The organism is Frankia torreyi (assembly GCF_000948395.1).
GTDB classification, from domain to species: Bacteria; Actinomycetota; Actinomycetes; order Frankiales; family Frankiaceae; genus Frankia; species Frankia torreyi.
Genome location: NZ_JYFN01000052.1, coordinates 1 through 22,402, shown reverse-complemented (window position 1 = coordinate 22,402; position 22,402 = coordinate 1). Strand labels below are relative to the sequence as shown.

At 70.0% G+C, this 22,402-nt stretch carries 18 protein-coding genes and 1 pseudogene; 11 read left to right on the top strand and 8 right to left on the bottom strand.

Features of this window, described 5'->3' with window-relative positions:
* The first annotated feature begins 571 nt into the window (after positions 1-571).
* Positions 572-1,408 carry an SAM-dependent methyltransferase gene (locus tag FF36_RS24140; RefSeq protein WP_044887453.1) on the top strand — a complete coding sequence of 279 codons (837 nt, stop codon included), beginning with the start codon at positions 572-574 and terminating at the stop codon, positions 1,406-1,408.
* Positions 1,409-1,526: 118 nt separating this feature from the next.
* Here FF36_RS24140 and mscL read toward each other — a convergent pair whose 3' ends face one another.
* The 3 genes from mscL to FF36_RS33275 all read right to left on the bottom strand — a co-directional run bounded on the left by mscL (position 1,527) and on the right by FF36_RS33275 (position 4,815).
* Complete coding sequence (gene mscL, locus FF36_RS24135) at positions 1,527-2,060, bottom strand: large conductance mechanosensitive channel protein MscL (RefSeq protein ID WP_063897425.1); 534 nt, start codon at positions 2,058-2,060, stop codon at positions 1,527-1,529.
* A 171-nt stretch (positions 2,061-2,231) separates the two neighbouring features.
* Positions 2,232-3,530 (bottom strand): bifunctional o-acetylhomoserine/o-acetylserine sulfhydrylase, encoded by a 1,299-nt coding sequence (locus FF36_RS24130; RefSeq protein ID WP_044887452.1) that lies wholly within the window; start codon positions 3,528-3,530, stop codon positions 2,232-2,234.
* A gap of 22 nt (positions 3,531-3,552) precedes the next feature.
* A complete protein-coding gene (locus FF36_RS33275) occupies positions 3,553-4,815 on the bottom strand; it encodes an isopenicillin N synthase family dioxygenase (protein WP_044887451.1) in 1,263 nt (420 codons plus the stop codon).
* Between the two features lie 708 nt (positions 4,816-5,523).
* Here FF36_RS33275 and FF36_RS24120 point away from each other — a divergent pair.
* The 9 genes from FF36_RS24120 to FF36_RS33270 all read left to right on the top strand — a co-directional run bounded on the left by FF36_RS24120 (position 5,524) and on the right by FF36_RS33270 (position 15,871).
* Positions 5,524-7,062, top strand: a complete 1,539-nt coding sequence (locus FF36_RS24120; protein ID WP_044887450.1) for an ABC transporter substrate-binding protein — start codon at positions 5,524-5,526, stop codon at positions 7,060-7,062.
* 40 nt (positions 7,063-7,102) lie between these two features.
* On the top strand, positions 7,103-8,122 hold the full coding sequence (locus tag FF36_RS24115) for an ABC transporter permease (protein ID WP_242422800.1): 1,020 nt from the start codon (positions 7,103-7,105) through the stop codon (positions 8,120-8,122).
* Positions 8,119-9,129, top strand: a complete 1,011-nt coding sequence (locus tag FF36_RS24110; protein ID WP_063870494.1) for an ABC transporter permease — start codon at positions 8,119-8,121, stop codon at positions 9,127-9,129. Before FF36_RS24115 ends, FF36_RS24110 begins: the two co-directional genes overlap by 4 nt.
* Positions 9,126-9,953 carry an ABC transporter ATP-binding protein gene (locus tag FF36_RS24105; RefSeq protein WP_044887449.1) on the top strand — a complete coding sequence of 276 codons (828 nt, stop codon included), beginning with the start codon at positions 9,126-9,128 and terminating at the stop codon, positions 9,951-9,953. Before FF36_RS24110 ends, FF36_RS24105 begins: the two co-directional genes overlap by 4 nt.
* Positions 9,950-10,780, top strand: a complete 831-nt coding sequence (locus tag FF36_RS24100) for an ABC transporter ATP-binding protein (protein WP_242419490.1) — start codon at positions 9,950-9,952, stop codon at positions 10,778-10,780. Before FF36_RS24105 ends, FF36_RS24100 begins: the two co-directional genes overlap by 4 nt.
* Positions 10,781-10,875: 95 nt before the next feature.
* The gene (locus tag FF36_RS24095; RefSeq protein ID WP_242419491.1) at positions 10,876-12,054 is read left to right on the top strand and encodes an LLM class flavin-dependent oxidoreductase; all 1,179 of its coding nucleotides are present in this window, start codon (positions 10,876-10,878) and stop codon (positions 12,052-12,054) included.
* Positions 12,051-13,451 (top strand): LLM class flavin-dependent oxidoreductase, encoded by a 1,401-nt coding sequence (locus tag FF36_RS24090; protein ID WP_044887448.1) that lies wholly within the window; start codon positions 12,051-12,053, stop codon positions 13,449-13,451. The genes FF36_RS24095 and FF36_RS24090 overlap by 4 nt, the downstream gene beginning before the upstream one ends.
* Positions 13,448-14,809, top strand: coding sequence for an LLM class flavin-dependent oxidoreductase (locus tag FF36_RS24085; protein WP_044887447.1), 1,362 nt, complete (start codon positions 13,448-13,450; stop codon positions 14,807-14,809). The genes FF36_RS24090 and FF36_RS24085 overlap by 4 nt, the downstream gene beginning before the upstream one ends.
* Before the next feature lie 135 nt (positions 14,810-14,944).
* Entirely contained in the window at positions 14,945-15,871 is a 927-nt protein-coding gene (locus FF36_RS33270; RefSeq protein ID WP_157866982.1) for a phosphotransferase, read from the top strand.
* Between the two features lie 46 nt (positions 15,872-15,917).
* Here the strand turns inward: FF36_RS33270 and FF36_RS41135 are convergent.
* From FF36_RS41135 to FF36_RS24060, 5 genes and pseudogenes are all read right to left on the bottom strand, one after another.
* Positions 15,918-16,721: pseudogene (locus tag FF36_RS41135) on the bottom strand (phosphotransferase); the annotation flags it as partial.
* Position 16,722: 1 nt separating this feature from the next.
* Positions 16,723-16,853 (bottom strand): hypothetical protein (locus FF36_RS41130; protein ID WP_422615112.1); only part of this gene is annotated, 131 nt, incomplete at its 3' end.
* Positions 16,854-16,859: 6 nt separating this feature from the next.
* A complete protein-coding gene (locus FF36_RS24070; protein ID WP_044887444.1) occupies positions 16,860-19,523 on the bottom strand; it encodes a winged helix-turn-helix domain-containing protein in 2,664 nt (887 codons plus the stop codon).
* Between the two features lie 461 nt (positions 19,524-19,984).
* A complete protein-coding gene (locus FF36_RS24065) occupies positions 19,985-21,232 on the bottom strand; it encodes an IS4 family transposase (protein WP_044887443.1) in 1,248 nt (415 codons plus the stop codon).
* A 97-nt stretch (positions 21,233-21,329) separates the two neighbouring features.
* Positions 21,330-21,935 carry a GNAT family N-acetyltransferase gene (locus tag FF36_RS24060; protein ID WP_242422799.1) on the bottom strand — a complete coding sequence of 202 codons (606 nt, stop codon included), beginning with the start codon at positions 21,933-21,935 and terminating at the stop codon, positions 21,330-21,332.
* Between the two features lie 203 nt (positions 21,936-22,138).
* Between FF36_RS24060 and FF36_RS24055 the strand changes: the two genes are divergently transcribed.
* Positions 22,139-22,402 (top strand): transposase (locus FF36_RS24055; protein WP_044887442.1); only part of this gene is annotated, 264 nt, incomplete at its 3' end.

Here is a 22,402-nt window from a genome sequence, read left to right as displayed (position 1 = left end):
ATCACGAGCCGCCGGGTGAGCCGCCACCGGGCGGACCGGCTGCGCGGCAGGCCCCACCGTGCGCTCGCGGGACGCCGATCGGGTGCCGGCGGCATCGCACCACTCCCTCGACTCGGGCCTGCGTTCGACCCGGGCCACGAAGCCGGTTCGTGCGCGGGCCGCTGGGGAACGTGGCCAAGCCGCCACGGGCACGCCGACGACCGGCCGGCCGTGACCGCGAACCATGCAGTCCGGCGAGGCGTCCCCCGGGCCCGGCGCAGCGGCCTGACCAGGGTCAAGCTAATCGCGAAAGTCGACTATGTCCATAGGCCCGCTGGAGTCCGGCGGACCACGGGGTGCGTGGGCCCACTGGGTTCAGTCACCGAGCCGAGCCGAGCCGGGTGGCGACGGCGGTGCCCGTGGTCGCCTCGAGACGAGTGGTTCCGAACCCCGGCCGGACGTCGCGGATGTGATGTTCCTGCCCGGTGGACCGTGCCGCCCGCGGGGATGGAAAGATCCGGTTGTGCGGGCGACGCGCGCCGGGGCGTGGACGCCGCAGCCACGTGTCGGGGAGCAGAGAGGCGGGGCGGACGTGCAGGCAGACGCGGGGACGAGCGGACGCGCGCGATCGGTCGACCTGCGGGAGGACATCCCGCACTCGGCCCGGATGTACGACTACTACCTCGGCGGCAAGGACAACTACGCGGCGGACCGGGAGGCGGCCGAGCAGGCGCTGGCGGTCTTTCCCCACCTGCGCACCTACGCCAGCCAGAACCGGGCCTTCCTGCACCGGGCCGTGCGGTACCTGGCGGCCGACGCCGGGGTGCGGCAGTTCGTCGACGTGGGCACGGGCATTCCGACCTCGCCGAACCTGCACGAGATCGCCCAGCGGGTCGCCCCGGACGCGCGGATCGTCTACGTCGACAACGACCCGATCGTGCTCGTCCACGCGCGGGCCCTGCTGACCGGAACGCCGCAGGGCCGGACCGCCTACGTCGACGCGGACCTGCGCCGCCCCGACGAGATGATCGCCGTGCCGGAGTTCGCCGCCACCCTCGACCCGGCGCGGCCGATCGCGCTGTCGCTCATCGCGATCCTGCACTTCTTCCCCGACGCCGACCGGCCCGCGGACATCGTCGCCCGGCTGTGCGAGCGGCTGCCCGCCGGCAGTTTCCTCGTCGTCAGCCACGGCACGGCCGAGCTCGCGCCGCAGGCCGCGGCGCGGGTCGTCGAGGTCTACAACAGCCGCGGCATCCCGTTCCAGACCCGCGACCGCGCCGAGCTCACCGCCCTGCTGCCCGCCGGGTGGGAGCTGGTCGAGCCCGGCGTCGAGGTGCTGCACCGCTGGCGCCCCGAGCCCGGCAGCGACCCCGATCTCATCTCCGACGCCGACATCAGCGCCTACGCCCTGATCGCCCGCAAGCGGTAGCGCGCTCCCAGAGTCGTCCCCGCCCGCGCGGGGGTCTTCCCGAGCTGCGCCGGGCGCGGCCACCCCGGGCCTGAGTCGTCCCTGCTGCCGCAGGGGTCCTTCTTGGTGGCTTGAAGAGTCAGGGCTCGGTGTCCTGTGCGGCGATCACCGCGCCCGCCTGCGCCGCCTCGCTCGGCTGGTCGGGCAGGCGCCGGCCGTCGCCGGCGAGCAGGTCGCGGATCTCGGTGAGCAGGCGCGTCTCGTCGCTGATCGCCGGCTCCGCCTCGGGCACGGGATGGCCGCGCCTGCGCAGTTCGTTCGCCTTCGCCAGTGGCAGGACGACCACGAAGTAGACGACCGAGGCAACGAGCAGGAAGGCCACCACGGCGTTGAGGAACAGGCCGTAGCGGAACACGCTGTGGTTGATCGTGAACGACAGCCGGGCGAAGTCCGGCTTGCCGCCCACCGCGGCGATCAGCGGCGTGAGCAGGTCGTCGACCATCGCCTTGACCACCGCGGTGAACGCGGTACCGATGATCACGGCGACGGCCAGGTCGACGATGTTCCCGCGCATGAGGAACTGCTTGAAGCCCCCGAGACCCGGCCGGATCAGCCGCACGGACGGCTCGACCATTTCCCGACTCCGACCGATGATCTTCTTGAAGCCGAACACGCCATCTCCTCGCCAGCTCCGCACGGACCCGTCGGGCGGGCCGCCCGCGGTGGGCGGGCGGCGGCCCGGGAGGGCGCCCGACCCGCGTCCGTTATCACCCGGCGAAGGCGGATCCAATCCCGCTGGTCGGCCGGCGGTGCCACCGCCGGGGAACCCCGAGGAGCCGGCGGGTCAGCGTTCCTTGGCGGCGCGGAAGCCCCGGTCCAGGTCGGCGAGGATGTCCTCGACGCCCTCGATGCCCACCGACAGCCGGACGAGTTCCTCACTCACCCCGCTGTCGACCTGCTCGTCGGGGGTGAGCTGGGCGTGCGTCGTGGACGCCGGGTGGATCGCCAGCGAGCGGACGTCGCCGACGTTGGCGAGATGGCTGTGCAGTTCCAGGCCCTCGATAAAGGCCCGCCCGGCCGCCGCGCCGCCGCGGATCCCGAACGCCAGCACCGCCCCGGCCCCGCGGGGCAGGTAGCGCTGGGCCGCCGGGTACCAGCGGCTGTCCGCCAGGCCCGGGTACGCCACCCAGGTGACCTCGGGACGCTCGGCGAGCCAGGCGGCCACCCGGGCCGCGTTGGCGCTGTGGCGCTCCATCCGCAGCGACAGCGTCTCCAGCCCCTGCAGCAGCAGGAACGCGTTCACGGGGGACAGCGCCGGGCCCAGGTCGCGCAGCAGCCGGGCGCGGGCCCGCACGATGAAGGCGGTCTCGGCGAACGCCTCGTGGAAGACCAGGCCGTGGTAGGCGGGGTCGGGGGTGGTGAAGCGGGGGTGGCGCCCGGCCGTCCAGTCGAACCGCCCGCCGTCGACGATGATCCCGCCGATCGTCGTCCCGTGCCCGCCGATGAACTTGGTCGCCGAGTGCAGCACGATGTCGGCGCCGTGTTCGAGGGGACGGTTCAGGTACGGCGAGGCGAGCGTGTTGTCGACGATCAGCGGCACCCCGGCGGCGTGCCCGACCTCGGCGACGCCGGCGATGTCCAGGACGTTCCCCCGCGGGTTGCCGATCGTCTCGCCGTACAGCGCGACGGTGTTCGGGCGGATCGCGGCCCGCCAGGCATCGAGGTCGTCCGGGTCGTCGACGAACGTCGTGGTGATGCCGAGCTCGGCCAGCGTGTGCTTGAACAGCGCGTACGTCCCCCCGTACAGCGACGTCGACGACACCAGGTGGCTGCCAGCGCCGGCCAGGTTGAGCACCGCCAGGGTCTGCGCCGCCTGGCCGCTCGCGGTCGCCAGCGCCGCGACCCCGCCCTCCAGGTCCGCGATCCGCTGCTCCAGGGCGTCCTGGGTGGGATTGACGACCCGGGTGTAGGTGAAGCCGACCTCGGCGAGGGAGAACAGGTCGGCCGCGTGCCGGGTGTCGTCGAACACGAACGACGTGGTCTGGTAGATCGGCACCGCGCGGGCGCCGGTCGCCGCGTCGGGTGCCGCCCCGGCGTGGATCTGCCGGGTCTCGAAGCTCCAGCCGGTCGGGGAGGTAGTCACGCGGAGATTCCTCTCGTGTGGATCAGTGGGTGCCGGGACCGGTGGGCTGCGTGGCGGTGGGCTGCTCGACGGGGGACTGAGCGGCGGGGGACTGAGCGGCGGTCGGGTGCTCGACGTCCGCGTAGTGGCGGCGGGCCACCTCCGGATGGCTGCGCAGCCAGCTCTTCAGCGTGTTCACGCCGTGCTGCGCGAAGATCGGGTTGTGCGGGTCGGGTGGGGGAGCGTCGCCGATCTCGCGCAGGAGCTCCTCGGGCAGGGGGACGGGTTCGAGGGTGGCGGACAGCCGCGGGCCGAAGAAGAACGCCACGGACAGCCGTTCGTGGCCCGGCGGTGGGCTGACGACCCGGTGCACGGTGGCACGGTAGTAGCCACGGGTCGCCAGCTCGAACATCTCGCCGATGTTGACGACGAAGGTCCCGGGCCGCGGGACCGCGTCGATCCAGCCGCCGGAGCCGTCGGCGACCTGCAGCCCCGCGGCCGGCTCGACCGCGTCCCCCGGTCGGTCGGCGTCCCCTGGCCGGTCGGCAACGCCGTCCCGGTGCTCGTCACCCGTACTGCCGTCTGCGCTCCCACCGCCGCCGCTGCTGTCGCTGCCGCCGTTGCTCCCGCCGTCGCCTCCTTCGCGCAGCGCCCGGACGTCGTCCTGGAGGACGAAGGTGAGGAAGCCGCCGTCCTTGTGGGAGCCGACGCCCTGGTCGTAGCCGGCGGGGTGGGCCGGGGGAGCGGTCAGGTAGCGGATCAGCTTCAGGTGCGAGCGGGGTTCGTCGGCGAAGGTCCGGTCGAGATGGTCGGCCGGCAGCCCCAGCGACTCGGCGAAGGCCCGGACCAGCAGCCGGGACAGCCCGCCGAGCTCGTTCATGTAGGCCAGCACGCTCGCGCGCAGCTCGGGGATCTGGGCCGGCCACTGGTTGGGGCCGTCGAGCCGCAGGTACGCCGGGTCGTCGGGGCCGAGGACCTGGGCCGGGCGTTCGTCGGAGATGTCTATCTGCTCGCGAATGTCGGGATTGCCGCGGGTGATCTCGTGGCCGAGTCGGGTGTAGCCGCGAAAATGCGGCGAATGAACGTTCTCGATCTCCAGCTTCGCCGCCTCGTCGAGGTGGAAGAAACGGCGGCTGACGTCGAGCACGGCGGCGGTCCGCGCGGCGGGGATCCCGTGCCCGGTCAGGTAGAAGAAGCCGGGTCCGTGGCAGGCCACGCGCAGGTCGGCGAGAAACCGCGCGCGATCGGCGGTGCCGGCCAGGAACGGGCCGATGTCGAGAGTGGGCAAGGTACGGGCGCTGGTCACGGTGGGTTCGCCTCCGGCGCGTCGGTGTCGGGGTGAAAAGCGGCGCGGGCGTCTGGGACGGCGCTGGCATCTGGGGACGGCGCTGGCATCTGGGGACGGCGCGGGCGTCGGGGGACGGCGCGGGCAGTCGAAGGATGGCGCGGGCGGTCTCGGGACGGCGCGGGCAGTCAGGGACAGAGCCGGCTGGCCACCAGCATGAGATCGACCGGGCGACGCCGGGTGAGCCGAATGCGCGAAGCCACCCTGCCACTGTGCCAGGCGGCGGCGCGGTCCGTGCGGCGTCCGCGCCGACCACGTCCCAGGCGTTCCGGGGCGTTCTGCGCGCCTCTGGACCGATTGCCGCGCCTCTGGTTACAGTCAGGCCGTGGGAACTGGGCAGCCGCCACGGCTGGCGATTCTGGACGCGTTCTGGAGTTCCCGTCGCGCGCACCACTTCGACCAGATCTGTTGTTGATCAACGCCTGACGGCGAGCCTGCCCGGGTCGGCCGGCTGCCGTCCACCGGCTCGGTGCCCCGACGCCGTCCACCTCGCTGTGCGCGTGCCCGCCGCGTCGACGGACTTACCGCTGACGGACGAGGTGCCGCAGGCGAGTTCCCCGCGCATTCTCGGCGCGGCCGTTTCCGGCCCGCCGCCTGCATCCTTCCGGTCGCCGGGCGCTGACTTCCGCGCGTCCGTCGGCATCATTGCTGCCTCGCAAAGGGCGCTTCATGAGAATCAGAACTTTCGCCGCTGCCGTCGCCGTGACCGGCCTGGCGCTGGCGGCCTGCGGGTCGGACGGTGGGGGCGACGCGGACGGCGCATCGGCGTCGAGCGGCGCGTCGGCGTCGACCGGCGGGCGCGCCAATCCCGACGCCACCGTCACCATCGGCGCCGTCCTCGAACCGACGAGCCTCGACATCACCCGGACCAGCGGGGTCGCGCCCGGCCAGATCCTGCTCGGCAACGTGTACGAGGGGCTGGTGAAACGGGACCAGAAGGGGGTGGTGAGCCCGGCGCTCGCGACGTCCTACAAGATTTCCCCGGACGGTCGCACGTACACGTTCACCCTCGCGGACAACGCCGCCTTCCAGGACGGCGCCGCGGTGCGCGCCGCGGACGTGGTGTCGTCGCTGACCAAGGTGATCGCCCCGAACTCGACGAACCCGCACGCCAGCGACCTGGCCTCCATCTCCGCGGTCGCCAGCCCCGACCCGCACACGGTGGTGCTGACGCTGAAGGAGCGCGACAGCGGACTGCTGTTCAACCTGACCGGACCGGCCGGCGTCGTCGTGCGCGAGGGCGCCACCGGCCTCGACGGTCATCCGGACGGCACCGGGCCGTTCCGCTTCGACTCCTGGCGGCGCGGCGACAGCATCACCCTCGTGCGCAACGACGCCTACCGCGGGCCGAAGGCGAAGGTCGCCCGGGTGGTCTTCCGCTACCTCACCGCCCCGAACGCGCAGAACAACGCGGTGCGCACCGGCCAGGTCGACGTCGGCGTGATCTCCGACAACGATCTGGTCGAGGCCTACCGCGGCAACCCGAAGTTCCTCATCGCCGAGGGCACGACCACCGACAAGTTCACCCTGGCGTTCAACCAGGACCGCGGGCCGCTGGCCGACGCCCGGGTCCGGCACGCGATCCGCCAGGGCATCGACAAGGACGGGTTGATCAAGGTGCTCGGCGCCGGGACCCGGATCGGCTCACCCGTGCCGCCGTTGGACCCCTGGTACGAGGACCTCACGAGCATCGACCGGTACGACCCGGCGAGCGCGCGCCGGTTGCTCGCGCAGGCGGGGCACGGCGGCGGGCTGCGCCTCGGCCTCACCATCCCGAACATCTACCCGCAGAGCATCGGCGACTACGTCGCCTCGCAGCTACGCGAGATCGGCGTCACCGTCGACCTGCGCCGCGTCGAGTTCCCCGCGTGGCTCACCGGGGTCTACACCAAGCACGACTACGACCTGAGCATCGTCGACCACGCCGAGGCGCGCGACCTCGCCTTCTACGTCAAGCCCGGCTACTACTTCGGCGACCGCTCCCCGCAGGCCAGCGATCTCGCGAAGGCCGGTGCCACCGCCGCCTCCGACGCCGACCGCGACACGGCCCTGCGCGCCCTCGCCCGCCGCTACTCCGAGGACGCCATCGCCGACTGGCTGCTGCTCGGCAAGGCGCGGCAGGTCGCCCGGGTCGGCGTCACCGGCTACCCGACCGACAACGTCTCCGCGACCTACGACCTGTCGAAGATCGAGGTGGCGAAGTCTTGACACGCCCGGTCGGTGGCCGTGGTTGCTGGGGTGGCCGTGGTTGCCGGAGTGGCTGGGGCAGCCGGAGTGGCTGGGGCAGCCGGAGTGGCCGGAGCGGGGCGGCGGTCCGATGGCGGTGATCGTCCTGCGGCGGCTGGGCCTGCTGGTGGTTTCCCTGTTCGTCGCCAGCCTGCTGGTGTTCGCGCTGCTGCGGCTGTTGCCCGGCGACGCCGCCGACGTGCTGGCCGGGACGTCCGCCTCGCCCGACCAGGTGCTGCGGATCCGCCACGAGATCGGCGCCGACCGGTCGCTGCCCGCCCAGTACCTGCACTGGATAGGCGGCGTGCTGACGGGGGACTTCGGCGTCTCGGCGCTCAGTGGCGCCTCGGTGTCGGCGGAGCTCTCCGAGAAGCTGAGGGTGACCGCCCCGCTCGTCGGGGGCGCCACCCTGCTGGCGCTCGCGGTCGCCGTGCCGCTGGGCATCCTCGCCGCGGCGCGCCACCGGCGGGCGTCCGGGGTCGCCCTGTCGGCGCTGAGCCAGCTCGGCCTCGCGGTTCCGGCCTTCTGGATCGGGCTGATGCTGGTCACGGTGTTCGCGGTCGACTGGCGGCTGCTGCCCGCCGGCGGGTTCCCCGCGGACGGCTGGGCCGATCCGGTCGCGGCCGTGCGCGCCCTCGTGCTGCCGGCGGTCACCCTGGCGGTGGTGGAAGCCGCGGTGCTGCTGCGTTTCGTCCGCTCAGCGACCCTGGAGGTGCTGCACGCCGACTTCATCCGGACCGCCCGGTCGAAGGGCCTGACCCGCGGGCAGGCCCTGCGTCGCCACGGGATCCGCAACGCGGCCCTGCCGGTGGTGTCGATGCTCGGCCTGGAGTTCGCGACGTTGCTGCTCGGCGCCGTGGTGGTCGAGAACGTGTTCGCGCTGCCCGGGCTCGGCGAGATGCTCGTCGCCGACATCGGCAACCGTGACCTGGTCAAGGTCCAGGGCACGGTGCTGCTGGTGACCGCGGCCGTGCTCGTCGTCGGCTTCGGCGTCGACCTCGCGCACCGGCTGCTCGATCCGCGGCTGCGCGGCGCCCGGTGACCGGCTCGGTGGGGGCGCTGGTTCGCGGCGTGTGGGGCAGCCGGTCCGGCCGCCTCGGCGCGGTCCTGTCCGGGCTCGTCGTCGTCGCGGCCGTCGTGTCGCTGGTCTGGACGCCCTACGACCCGTCCCGGGTGGACCCGGCGGCGTCCTGGGCGCCGGTCGGGACCGCGCACTGGTTCGGCGCCGACCGGCTCGGCCGGGACCTGTTCAGCCAGGTCCTCGTCGGCGCGCGCACCACCCTGGTCGTCGCCGTGGCGGCCACGGCGATCGCCGCAGCCGTCGGGGTGGGGCTCGCGCTGCTGGCGACCCTGCCGCCGCGCCTGGTCGCCGAGGGGGTCGCGCACCTCGTCGACGTGCTGCTGGCGTTCCCGGTGCTGCTGCTCGCCATGGTGCTCGCGGCCGTGTACGGCGGCTCGCGCTGGACCGCGATCGTCGCCATCGGCGTCGGGGCGGGCATCGGGCTGGGCCGGGTCACCCGTGGCGAGGTCCGCCGGGTGCTGGGCGCCGACTACGTGCTCGCCGCGCGGGCCGCCGGCGCCGGCACCGGTCGGATCGTGCGCCGGCACGTGCTGCCGAACATCGCACCGACGGTGTGGGTCCAGCTCTCGCTCATCCTCGGCCTGTCCGTGCTGACCGAGGCGGCACTGTCCTACCTGGGTTTCGGTACCCCGCCGCCCACCCCGTCCTGGGGACGGATGCTCTCCGAGCTCCAGCCGTACCTCACCCTGCGCCCGCTGACGCTGCTGTGGCCCGGCCTCGCGGTCGTGCTGACGGTCCTCGGCTTCAACCTGCTCGGGGACGGCCTGCGCGAGGCCGGCGACCCGCGGCTGCGCGAGCGCCCGGCCGGGGGCTCCGACGGCGCCCCGCGCACAGCGGCCGCCGCCACGACCCCGGCGTCCACGACCCCGGCGCCGCCAGCCCCGGCGCCCATGGCCGCGGTGGCGCCCACGGCCGGTTCCGCCCCGCGAACGCGACTGCGGTGGGTCCGTGGGGAGGGCCGGGCATGACGACCGACGCGGCGGTGCTGGAGGTGACCGACCTGCGGGTGCGTCTCGGCGGCGTCGACGTGGTGGACGGCGTCAGCTTCGCCCTGGCCGCGGGCGAACGGCTGGGGCTCATCGGCGAGTCCGGGTCGGGCAAGTCGCTGACCGCGCTCGCCGTGCTCGGCCTGCTGCCGGCGGGGGCGCGCGTCACCGGCAGCGTCCGCCTGCAGGGCCGCGAGCTGCTCGGCGGCTCGGACCGGGAACTGTCCCGGCTGCGCGGCCGCGACCTCGCGATGATCTTCCAGGAGCCGTCGACCGCGTTGAACCCGCTGATGCGGGTCGGCCGCCAGATCTCCGAACCGCTGCGGCTGCACCGCGGGTACTCCCGCCAGGCGGCGGCGCGGGCCGCGGTGGAACTCGCCACGGCGGTCGGGCTGCCGGACCCGCAGCGGCTCGTCCGGTCCTATCCGCACGAGCTCTCCGGCGGTCAGCGCCAGCGGGTCTGCATCGCCGCGGCGCTGGCGTGCCGGCCGGCGCTGCTCCTCGCGGACGAGCCGACGACGGCGCTCGATGTCACCGTCCAGGCCGAGATCCTTGCCCTGCTCGGCCGGCTCGTCGCCGAGGCCGGCACCGCCCTGCTGTTCATCACGCACGACCTCGCGGTGGTCGCAGCCGTCACCCGCCGACTCGCCGTGCTGCGCCGTGGCCGGGTCGTGGAGACCGGCGCGACCGACGACGTGCTGCGGGCCCCCGCGGACCCGCACACCCGCGCGCTGCTGGCGGCGGCGCGGCTGACCCAGTGGAATCTCCCCGCCGCCGGATCCGCGGCGGCGAGGACGAGCCCGTGACCGCGGTGAGGGAGCAAGCCGACGGCGGCGCGACCGGCGCCGAGCCGTTGTTCGAGGCCACGGGGCTCGTGCGGAGCTACCGCCTGGCGCGGACCTCGCCGTTCGGCCCGCCCGGCGTCCGCCACGCCGTGCGCGACGTGACCCTGCGTCTCGCCGACGGGGCGGCGCTCGGCATCGTCGGCGAGTCCGGGTCGGGCAAGTCGACCCTCGTCCGCCTGCTCCTGGGACTGGACCGCCCCGACGCCGGCACCGTCCGCTACCGGGGCCGGCCGGTCGTCGCCGGGCGTCCCCGCGCGCTGCGCTGGTTCCGCCGCGAGGTCCAGGTCGTGTTCCAGGATCCGGCCGCCTCGCTCGACCCGCGGATGACCGTCGGCGCGGCCGTCGCGGAACCGCTGGCCTGCCTCGGCGTTCCCGGCGACCACGACGAGCGGGTCGACGAGGTGCTGCGGGCCGTCGACCTCGATCCCGACGTCCGCGGGCGCTACCCGCACGAGTTCTCCGGCGGTCAGCGCCAGCGCATCGCCATCGCCCGGGCGCTGGCGCCCCGGCCGCGGGTGCTCGTCGGCGACGAGCCGGTCAGCGCCCTGGACGTCTCCGTCCGTGCCCAGATCCTCGACCTGCTCGGCCAGCTCGCCGAACGGCACCGCCTCGGCCTCGTGCTCGTCTCCCACGATCTCGGCGTGGTCGCCCGGCTCTGCGACCAGATCGCCGTCATGCGCGGCGGCACGCTGGTCGAGCAGGGTGCGACCGCCGACGTGCTGTCCCGGCCGGCCCATCCGTACGCGAGGGCGTTGCTCGCGGCCGTGCCACGACTGCCGCCGCCCTGACCGGCGCATGCTGGTGGACCCGACCGTCGACGAGACGGGAGCCGAACCCGCCGAGGTTCGCCGCAGTCCGATGAGGTACGACCAGGGAGGACGCGATGCCCGCACCCGGCGGCCCCGGCCCGTTCAGGCTGGGCTTCCTCACCCATGTGCATGGCCGCGGACGGCCGGCCGGCGCCGTCTACCGCGACCTGGTGGAACTGTTCGTCGCCGGGGAGGAGCTGGGGTTCGACGGCGGCTGGCTCGCCCAGCACCACTTCTCCCCCGACTACGGCCGGCTGCCGTCGCCGCTGCTGCTGCTTGCCGCGGCCGCCCAGGCGACCCGGCGCATCGACCTGGGCACCGCCGTCGTGGTCCTGCCGCTGGAGGACCCCATCCGCCTCGCCGAGGACGCCGCCGTCCTCGACGCGCTCAGCGGCGGTCGCCTGCAGCTCGGGCTCGGCACCGGTGGGCCGAGCGCGCCCGCCTTCGGCGCCTTCGACCGGGACGTCGCCCGCCGCCGGGAGCTGTTCGACGAGGCGCGCGGCCGGCTGCGGGAGCTGCTCGCCGGCGAGTCGATCGCGGGGACCGACGGGCTGCGGCTGCACCCGCCGGCGCCGACCCTCACCAGCCGCTTCTGGGACTCGACGACGAGCGTCGACGGGGCGCGGGCGGCGGCGCGGGCCGGCGACGGGCTGCTGCTCGGCATCGGCCCGGCGGGCTCCGCGCAGCGACCTCTTGCCGACGTCTACCTCGCCGCCCACCACGCCGCCGGCCGGGCGCCCGCGGGCGCGCGCCTCGCCGTCTCGCACGGGGTGTTCCCGGGGCCGGACCGGCTGGCCGCCCGGGTGGACCTGGCTCCCGACATCGCCCGGTTCCGCCCCTGGCTGGGGAACTTCGGGTTCCCCGCCGACCTCGACGACGGCGCCGCGCTCGACGCGATGAACGTCCACCACGGCCCGGTCGGCGTGGTGATCCACAGCCTCGCGACCAACCCGGTCGGCCCCGCCGCCGTGTCGTACTTCATCGCCGCGGTGCAGGGCGAGACCGGCGCGGCGGCCGACCTCGACGCGACCCTGCGCCGCATGGAGCTCATCGCCACCGAGATCGCCCCGGCGCTGGGCTGGCGGCCCGCCGCCGGACCCGTGCCCGACCCGCCGACTGCCGCCGACCCGCCGACTGCCGCCGACCCGCCGACTGCCGCCGACCCGCCGACTCCCGCCGGCCTGGGGACTCCCGCCGGCCTGGGGACTCCCGCCGAACTTGAGGCTCGCGCCGCACTGGAGAGGAACCGATGACCACCACCCCCGACGGGCGTCCGCGGCGGATGCTGACGCTCGGCGCCGTGCTGCAGGGCGCCGGCGGTCACATCGCCGGCTGGCGCCATCCGCTGTCCCCGCCCGACGGCGAACTCGACCTCGCCCATCACATCCGGGTCGCCCAGACGCTGGAACGCGGCACCTTCGACGCGCTGTTCATCGCCGACGTCGTCGCGATCTCGGGGACGGACCTGGACGCGCTGCACCGCACCGCCCGGTCGGTCCGGTTCGAGCCCCTGACCCTGCTGGCCGCGCTGTCGACGGTGACCGAGCGGATCGGCTTGGTCGGCACGGCCAGCACGACCTACAACGAGCCGTTCCACGTCGCCCGCAAGTTCGCCTCGCTCGACCATCTCAGCGCCGGGCGCGCCGGCTGGAACGCGGTGACCTCGGTGCTGCCGCAGGAGGCCGCGAACTTCGGCCGTGACGCCCACCTCGAACACGGGCTGCGCTACCGGCGTGCCGAGGAGTTCGTCGAGGTCGTCCGCGAGCTGTGGGACAGCTTCGACGACGGCGCCGTGCGGCGTGACATCGCCGCGGGTCGCTACTACGACCCCACCGGCCTGCGCACCCCGCACCACCGCGGCGAACACTTCGCCGTGCGCGGGCCGCTGAGCATCTCCCGGCCCCCGCAGGGCCACCCGGTCATCTTCCAGGCCGGTTCGTCGGAGGCGGGCAAGGACTTCGCCGCCCGCTACGGCGAGGTGGTGTTCACCGGGCAGGGCACCCTGGCCGGTGCCCAGCGGTTCTACGCCGACGTGAAGGCGCGGGCCGCGGCGCACGGGCGCAACCCGGACCATCTGCTGGTCTGGCCGATCCTCGCGCCGATCGTCGGCGACACCGAGGCCGCCGCCCGCGCGCGGCGCGACGAGCTGCTGGAGCTCATCCACGACGACGTCGCCCGTCGCCTCGTCCAGGACACCGTCGGCGACGTCGACCTCTCGGGCTATCCGCTGGACGGACCGTTGCCCGAGGTCGGTGAGACGAACCGCAGCCGCAGCCGCTCCGAACAGATGCTCGACCTCGCCCGCCGCGAGAACCTGACGATCCGCGGGCTCGCCCGGCGATCCTCCGGCGGCGGCATGATCACCGGCACGCCGGAGACGATCGCCGACCACGTCGAGGAATGGTTCACCGGGCGTGGGGCGGACGGCTTCAACGTCGGCTTCCCCTACCTGCCCGGCGCCGCCGAGGACTTCGTCGACCAGGTCGTGCCGGAACTGCGCCGCCGCGGACTGTTCCGCGAGTCCTACACCGAGACCACGTTGCGCGGGCATCTCGGCCTGCCGCGCCCGGTCGCCATCGCGCGGCGGGACGACCTCACCCACCCGAGCGAGCCTCTCGCGGACGAACCGAGCAGGGCAGGATCCCGATGACGTCCACGCAGCCTCGCCGCGGCGGTCAGGTCCATCTCAACGCCTTCCTCAAGCCGCCGGGGGAGTTCCTCGCCGCCTGGCGGCACCCCCACGCCGTCGCCGACGCCGGGGTGAACATCCGGCACGTGATCGAGCTGGCCCGCACCGCCGAGCGGGGGACGTTTGATGCGATCTTCCTCGCTGACCTGGTCGGCGTGCCCCTGACCAGCCAGGAGGTGCTCTCCCGCGTCTCGGTCGTCAACGACTCCTTCGAGCCGACGACCCTGCTCGCCGCGCTCGCCACCGCGACCACCCGCATCGGGCTCGTCGCGACGGCGTCGACGACCTACAACGAGCCTTACCACCTGGCCCGGATCTTCGCCTCGCTGGACCACCTGTCCGGTGGGCGGGCCGGCTGGAATCTCGTCACCTCCCTCAACGACGCGGAGGCGCGCAACTTCGGGCTGGACAGCCACGTCGAGCACGAGCTGCGCTACGCGCGGGCCGCCGAGTTCCACGACGTGGTGACCGGGCTGTGGGACAGCTTCGACGACGACGCCTTCCGCCACGACCAGGCCAGCGGGGTCTACTTCGACGCCGACAAGGTCCACTGGCTCAACCACGCCGGGACGCACTTCCGGGTCAGCGGGCCGCTGAACATCGCGCGGCCGCCGCAGGGCCGCCCGGTCGTCGTCCAGGCCGGCGCGTCCGAGACGGGCCGTGACCTCGCGGCCCGGGTCGGCGAGGTGATCTTCACCGCGCATCCGACCCTGCCGGCGGCGCAGGCGTACTACGCCGACATCAAGGCGCGGGCTGCGACCGCCGGACGCGACCCCGACCACGTGATCGTGCTGCCCGCGCTGTCCACGATCGTGGGGCGGACCCAGGCCGAGGCGGAAGACAAGATCGCCGCGTTGCGCTCGTTGCTCGACCCGCGGGTGGCGCTCGCCGACCTCACCTACCGGCTCGGCGGGTTCGACCTCACCCGTTTTCCCCTGGACGGACCGCTGCCCGAGCTGCCGCCGTCCAACCAGAGTCTCAGCGGCCAGCGGCAGATTCTCGACCAGGCTCGGGCGGACAACCTGACCATCCGCCAGCTCGCGGACCAGATCGCCCGGGACGACCGGACCCTCGTCGGCACGCCGACGACCGTGGCCGACCACATCCAGGAGTGGTTCGAGCAGCGCGCCGCCGACGGCTTCAACGTGATCTTCCCGTATCTGCCGGACGCGTTGAACGACTTCGTGGACCTGGTCATCCCCGAGCTGCGCCGCCGCGGCCTGTTCCGCACCGCCTACACCGGCCGCACGCTGCGCGAACACCTCGGCCTCCCGCGCCCACCCAGCCGCTACGCCTCCCGCTCCGGCGCGCCGACCTGACCCCATCAACGCCTCCCGGCCGGCCCGTGCTCGCCGATCCAGTCCGGGTCTGCTGCCAGCACATTCGCCCCATGGCAGCGAACGAGCATGGCCCCGGGACCGATTAAGATAGCGAGGATTGCAAGGAGGTGCGTCGTGCCGCTCTACACCCCACTCACTCTCGACGATCTCTCAAAAATACTGAAACCATACGACTGCGAGCCCATATCGCACGCCCACCTGTCGGCAGGAGTGGAGAACACAAATTATCGTGTCAGGACACGCGGCAGGCTCCAGGATGGTGTCCTGACGGTCCTGGAGAACAGAGATCTCTCCTCGGCTGAGGCATATGCCGGGCTACTTGCCCGCCTCCATGCGAGCGGTATTCCGATGCCACGTATTTGGAGAAGGCGTGACGGCGGCCATGTTTCGGTGCACCGTGGAAAGCCCGTCATCGTGTCGGATCATATATCTGGCCACTGCCATGATGTACTTCCATCGGAATTCCTTCCTGTGGCCGGAAGGGCACTGGCCAGCGTTCACGCACACTCGAGCACGGACTTTCTTCCGGATCCGGTCGTGAGGCTTGGAGAGTCCGATCTCCAGCACATCGATTCGTTTAGCGATTCGACCTTCTCGTCCTGGCTACTTGAGTGGCACGACAAGGTTTGCTACGTCACTGAGGACGATAGCTTGCCGCGAGGTCTGACTCACGGCGACCTGTTTGCGGACAACATGATTGTCACTCCTCGGCGCGATGTCGTGATCCTGGATTGGGAAAACGGTGCAAATGACTATCATGTTCTTGATCTAGGTATGGCGGTTCTTGGTCTGACTGGAGTCGGTGCGATATTCGATGCGAATCGAGCCCGACTCCTTCTTGAGGGCTATCAGTCGAAGCGTGTCGTCCGGCTATCGCCTGATCGTCTTCTTGAATCCATCATCTATGCCGCTGTCTTCACTGCATATCACCGATACCTCAAACATGAGATCGCGGACCGTGCCAGCGGAAAGCAAGGGTATTATCGCGAAATACCGACATTCGTCGACTCGCTCATCGCGCGTTGGAGTGCTGTCTTCTGACGCGGTTGGACTCGCAATCGAGGGCCGTCTGAAGCGGGATCCTCAACTATGCTGACGCCGGCAGGCCTTCTTCTACTGAGCCCACGAATTTGATCATCTCGAGGTAGCTTTCGCTCTTGCTCGGATCCGGGAATCGAATGTTGTGGCGAACGTAGCGGTGGTAGGCGATGATTACGGCCGCGTTGATAACTTCTATTGGGAGAAAAATGAGGTCCGCCTCGTCGAGTGCTCTGATCTCCCGGTAGCCGGCGACAAGTGCGTCCATGCGCACCGGAGACAGGAGGCCACCCTCTTGGCCAAGCCCGACAATCGTCATCCCGAGATCGAGCAGAGGATCGTCGAGAGAGATGGTCTCCCAGTCCAAGACGGAGATCTGACCGTCGCCGGACACGACGAGGTTGTCTGCGAAGAGATCTCCATGCACGAGCTTCTTCGCGGGTTCGCGATTTGCTTCCGCGCGACGGACCCGCTCCAGCTGTGCGGAGAGCCAGAAGCCGAATTCCTTGTCGGCGAAGTGAGGAATGGCGGACTCGTGCGTGACCGAGAGCCTACGGGTCCCAGGTGGAATGTCCCTCAGTTCCGGTACATGAAATGCTAGCTGATGGATCTGAGCGAGGATCCGCCCGGCGGCGGGAAGGAGCGACAACGGGAGAGGATCTTGCACCTCGCCGGCTATCCAATACTTCAGGATGGCGGGTCGGCCTTCGAGTATGGTGACCAGATCGCCATTGACGGTGGGAACAACCTCCGTGGTTGGAACGCCCAGCTCGAATACGGCTTGGGTGTGTGCTGCAAGTCGTTTGGCACTAGAGATGTCATGGTTGTCAAGGATGGTCAGGACAAACTCACCNCTGCTGGCTGAGAGGTGGAAGCTGGAGTTCGCCGCACCCCCCGGCAAAGAAGCCAGCCGGGGCTCGTCGAGTGCGTACCGCGTTGAGACCGTCGCCAGATCGACCTGATCTACCGTTGTATAACTTGCCATACGGAATCAATCCCCTCGTCGCCCTGCGACTTCCAGTCGTCGATCGTCGACGATGGCGCTCCAACGGGCACGGACCAGTTGGGACCCGTCCAGCCACTGGGCCAGAGGTAGATCGGAAGGCGGCTCGTCACCCGTCATCAGATAGGTCAGCTCCGCGAGATAGGCGAATTCTGCACCCAGGATACAGGCATGTAGTCGTGGTCTCGCGTCGGCCAACAAGGTCGGCGAGTTGAGCACCACGGCATGTAGACACGCCGCGAATCGGATGTAGGCAACAGAGGATGTCAGGCCCGCCTCGCGGGCCGTCTCTGCAAGCTCCTCGGCACGCTCCGGCAGGTCCGCAGCGACGCCCGCGTCACGCAGGAGCTCCGCGGCCCGCGTTTGAATCTCGGCCCATCGAAGCGAGACCCCGGCCAAGAGAGCATCGGCGCGCGCGATCTGCTCGGTAGCCCGGGACCTGTCCTGGAGCCCGGCCGCGAAGGCCAGACAGGCCTGCGAAAGGGCCGCCTCACCCGGCTGTGCGTTGGCAATCGCTTCGTCGCGGCTCGCGGCGTACGACGCGCAAGCGAGAGTAACGTTTCCCTGGGTCCACCAGAGGTCGCCGAGTGTGCGGTCTCGCCGGCCTTCCGGTCCGAGCCTCTCGGCTCCGGCCAGCACCTCAGGAAAGCGTCCGAGTCGGCGAGCAAGATGCACAAGCCCGCGAGCCGCGGTGGGAGCAAGACGGCCACCGGAGTCGACTACCTCCTGCATGCCGTCCAGGGACTGCTGCACATTTCCAAGATCGCGTTCACATTCCGCAAGAAAATAGCGCGGCAGTTCCAGGAGAGAAGGTGGCAACTGGCCGGAGGCCAAGACGTCCCGAAGCCGATCAGCAGTCTGGCCGCGGTGCCGATGTTGCCGCTGGGCGATGGTGGTCAAGGCGGCAGCAAGGGCATCCACGGCGTTGCTCATATCCCCCTCGACGCTGTTTCGTGTCCCCGGGGCGGGTGGGAGATCGATCGGTTCCCAAATGTAGTCCTGGACGTAGCGGAATGCGGCGTCTTCCAGCCAGCCGAGTGGCAGGCCGTAGGACCGGGCCAACGCCATACCCTGCCGCAGCGCCGCCACCAGCTGGCTGCGATTTGCGGTGGACTCGCCGCCGTACGCCTCGAATGCTCGGATAGCGGCGCGCCGCCAGTCTGCTGGGCTCCAGCGGTCCTCGCTAACCGAGTCGGCCTCGCGTACCGCCTCGCGGATCAGATCGTGCAGTCGGTAAGGCCACAGGGTCTCCCGGTCTTCGTCGATGAACGGTCGCTCGATCAGTTCCAGGACTGGAGCGTCCTGATCCAGTCCCGCTGTGGCGGCGGCGAGCTCCACAGAGAAGGAGTCAAGCAGGCTTACCGCCCGCAAGGCTCGTCGGACATCCGGCGTGAGGTCGCGGAACGTGCGGGCGGCAAGAGCGGGAAAGTCCAGATTGAACTCCTGTGGCGTTGGAATTCGACCGTGCCTTCTATAGAGGTCAAGAAAGCGCATGACCGCGAGGTCGAGATACAGCGGCAAGCCATGGGAGTTCGCGGTGATCAGCGCTCTCGTTGCTTCGTTGATCAAAGGTTGTTCGTTCACGGTGAGGCGCTCGGAAAGATAAGTGTCGCAGTCCTCGGTCGACAGATACCCGACGATATGCTGGCGCGGTTCGTCGGTCGCGCCGCCGGCTAGCAGAGGCCAGAAATCGCGCCCCGCCCAATCCAGCTGGCCTTCGAGCTTGCTCTCGGCCCACTCGAGCCTATTGCGACCCGTCACGATGAAGAGCGTGTTCGGCATCAGCCATACCATGCGTTGGATCAGTCGTTCGAGGTCGCGGTGTACGCGATCTCCTACGTCTTCGAAGGTATCCAGCAGTACGACAAGCGCCACATTTTTCTTTGGAGGAAGTTGACTAAGATCCCAGGCCAGCAAGTGGGAGTAGTAGCTGAGTGCCTCCACATTCGGCTCGGCTTCGAGGAGATCTGCCAGCCTTTGGCAGTTTGCCAGTGCACGCAGTTGATGTCGGTGTTCTCGTAGCCCTCGGATGACCGAAAGCAGCCCTTGACCGGCCAGCGCACCGACGGTTCCCGGAAAGGCGACAGCCTGTGCCACGTCGGCCAAGGCCGACTGCATTTGATCGGAAAGCGATTTCGCGCCAGGGAACCGATTGAACCACGTCCGGAGACGAAGGTACTCCTCGAGAGGTTCGCCCGGGTGGTTTCGACTCCAGTAGCGTTGGAAGGCGAGGTCGAATGCCGGCATCGGCCGTCCAATTTCTGCGACGGCCAGCCGAAGGGCCAAGACCAGTGATTCGAAGTCGCTACCTACGCCTCTGGACAGGTCGATGCGGACTGGGATAACCGTGCCCACGTCCTGTTCCAGTGGCGGCCACTCGGGCCTCGCGGAATCGCCCGTAGCCAGATGATCGGCCAGGCCGCGCGATAGCATGGATTTACCGATCCCACCGACCCCGTAGAAGACGAGGACGTTCCGCCGGGGACTTTCCAGATCCTCCACGTCGAAGGAGGAGTCTCGGATCCGCTGCGTGTGGCGGATGAGACTTGTCGCTACCGTCGCCCACTCGTCCTGCCGATCGGCGAAGAAGTCGACCGCCTTCAGTTCGCGATCATTAGAGCGGAAGAGTGCACGCAGGTCTGATTGCGACACGGGGGGCCAACCTTTACGTAGACGACCCAGTGCACCTATTGCATCACGCTGCGTGCGAGTGCGTCAAGAGTAGGTCTATCATTCCGGCTTCTGCTGCAGGCGGTCCGGCGAGCTCCGTCTGTCCCAACCCGACCAACTACGCCATGGAGGCGAGGGCAACCCGGCTTGGGCGCCCCTGGGCCTGATCGCTCATGTGGTGCTCGACTCGGCGGGCGCAGGACGGCGCTTCGCGGTCGTCAGGGGAGCTGTCTGCTCATGAACCAATGCCAGTGAATTAGGCGACGCGCGGGAGCGTGACGGTGGGTGGCCCGGTGTGACGGGTGGTGATGTGGATGTCGCGTTTGACGAGGTAGCTGTTGTGGCGGGCTCGTTTGATGACGCGGGGGCAGGTGCGGTGGCGGATGGGGTTCTTCCGACGGCGAATGTCACGGTGGACCCGTGTGAGGGTCTTCTTCTGGTCGTCAGGGGGAAAAATCCGCCGGCCCGGTGATGTGGCGGCGGATGACGCGGAGTGCGCGGGTGAAGGAGAGCCGATCGGGGTCTATATCGACTTCTTCGGCCGCGTCGGCCATGACTTTTCGGATGACGTGGTGGGTGAGGAGCATGGCCCAGACTTCCTGGCGGACCATTTCCGGGGTTTTTGAGCGAAGCACACGTCCGTTTCCACGCTGACTGATCTTAAGTTCCCCGATGCTGATTTCCTCCTGCCAGCGCTCGCTGTAGGCGGCGGCGAGCAGTGGAGCGGGGGTGTCGGCGGGGTCGAGCACCGTGGTGATCAGGCAGATCGTTTCTGTTCCGTCGCCGTCGCCGCGGTCGGTGATTTCGTATTCCACGACGCGGACAGTCATCGCCTCGGCCGAGTCGAGTTCGACGCCGTGCCGGGCGTTCTCCACGAGGTTACGTCGACGGCCGGCGGACAGGCCACCGGCGAGGACGACGGAGCGGTAGGAGCCGTCGGCGAAGCTCTCCAGCACAGGCAGGGTGAGATTCGCCTTGACACGCCACATGAGGTCGGCGCCGGTCTCCGCGGCGGCGCGCCACAGGTCGTATCCGTAAAAATTTCGGTCGGCGATGACGAGCATGCCGGGTTCCAACCGGCCCAGGATCTGGCGGGCCAGCGTGGTCTCACCCGTTCGGCATCCACCCAGCGCGGCGGCGAGAAACGCACGGGTGCCGCACTCGACGAGCCCAAGCACCTGAACTTTCGGGTAGGCGCTGGCCTTCGGCCCGTCCTGGAGCTTCTCGAACTCCTCGCGGTTGGCGGCAGTATCGGGGACGTCCAGGCTGAACCCGTCGATCACCATCAACCGCCGACCCGTCAGGAACCCCCCTTTCAGCCCGGGATGCCCGATCGGTTCCGCTGCCCGTTCGAACAACACCCGGAGCGGCTCCTCCCCGAGCCGTTTCCGCGCGTGCGTGATACCGCTCCCGGTCGGGACCTCCCAGTCCCGCCACCAGCCGAACACCTTCAGACCCGCGACAAGCTTCTCCATCACCTCCTCGTAGTCGTCATCGAAGAACAGCCACATCGCCAGCGTGAAATACACCATCACCCGCGCGGGCAGCTTCCGGGACCGTTTCTCAACCCGACCCGTCGCGACCAGAACATCGTCCACCAGATCATGGTGGACGAAACCCGTGAGCACCCCGAGCGAAATATGATCCGTCAACCGGCCGCCTGGCCCGGCGTTCCCGTTCTCAAGTACCACGACCTAATTCTACCGTGACCGGAAAAGGCACTCCGACGCCAACACCGCACCTGCAAGATCAATATCCAAAGTGGATCTTGCTGATGCTGTTCTTAATTCACTGGCATTGGCTCATGAACAGAGCTCGTTCACCAGCCGATTCGGTGCCTTCATAGAGGAGGATGTCGAGGCCGCAGAAAGTGAATCCCATACGGAGATAGGCGCGGATCGCAGGGGCGTTGATGTTGGTGACTTCGAGCCAGACATGGCCCGCCCCGCACTCCCGAGCGAAGTCGAATGCATAGTTCATCAGTGTTCGGCCGACCCCTTGCCGGCGATAGCCAGGGGACACCTCGATGTCGCCGATGGTGAGGCGCGAGTTCCAGGGTTCGAAGGAGGTCGCGACGAACCCGCACAGTTCTTCTCCGGAGCAGGCGACGACCGTCCGGGCCAGCGCGGGATCGTCGCCCTCCTGAACTTCGTCGGAGTCCTCCGCGGGAAATAACTTGTGGATCGGGGGGGTCGCCGGTTTCTCGCAGATCGAAAATCCCTCGCCGGTCGCCGTCACCTCGAATATGGAGTTCGAGGTGAAAGATCCGTCGATGGCGGCGATGATCTCACGGTCCTCGGGGCCGGCCAGGCGGTAAAGTAGGGAATCAGCTCTGCCGATTTTCTCCGCACTTTCCGCGGCTGTGATCCTTTCCCCATCATACGACCTGATCACATGATTGTCGCAGACCGATCGCCGGTCTGCGCACTGTTCGGCGACAATCGGTTGCCTCCTCGTGTTCGTGGTCGGCCAGTTGATGTTATGTCAGAGCAATGGTTGAGACCTGTGGATCGGCTGGGGAGGGCGTACCTTCCCGGTGATCGAGGTTGAGGTCTCAGTCAGGCCGACGTTGACGCGTCGGTCGGGAAGGCACGCCCGTGCTCACGGTAGTACCCGAGGAGAACACGCCCGCCGATGGTCCGGCGGGCAGCCCGTCGCTGATCGATGAGATCGTCCGGGAGGGTGCCCGGCGGATGCTCGCCGCCGCCCTGGAAGCCGAGGTCGACGCCTACATCGCCGAGCTCGCCGACCAGCGTGACGCCCGTGGCCGTCGGCTGGTGGTCCGTAACGGTCACGCGCAGCCGCGGCAGGTGATGACCGCCGCCGGCGCGGTCGAGGTCACCGCACCGCGGGTCAACGAC

Excerpts from the sequence above, each read along its gene's own strand:
- FF36_RS24120 (WP_044887450.1), top strand. The coding sequence starts at position 5,524 with ATGAGAATCAGAACTTTCGCCGCTGCCGTCGCCGTGACCGGCCTGGCG.
- FF36_RS24105 (WP_044887449.1), top strand. The coding sequence starts at position 9,126 with ATGACGACCGACGCGGCGGTGCTGGAGGTGACCGACCTGCGGGTGCGT.
- FF36_RS24095 (WP_242419491.1), top strand. The coding sequence starts at position 10,876 with ATGCCCGCACCCGGCGGCCCCGGCCCGTTCAGGCTGGGCTTCCTCACC.
- FF36_RS24090 (WP_044887448.1), top strand. The coding sequence starts at position 12,051 with ATGACCACCACCCCCGACGGGCGTCCGCGGCGGATGCTGACGCTCGGC.
- FF36_RS24085 (WP_044887447.1), top strand. The coding sequence starts at position 13,448 with ATGACGTCCACGCAGCCTCGCCGCGGCGGTCAGGTCCATCTCAACGCC.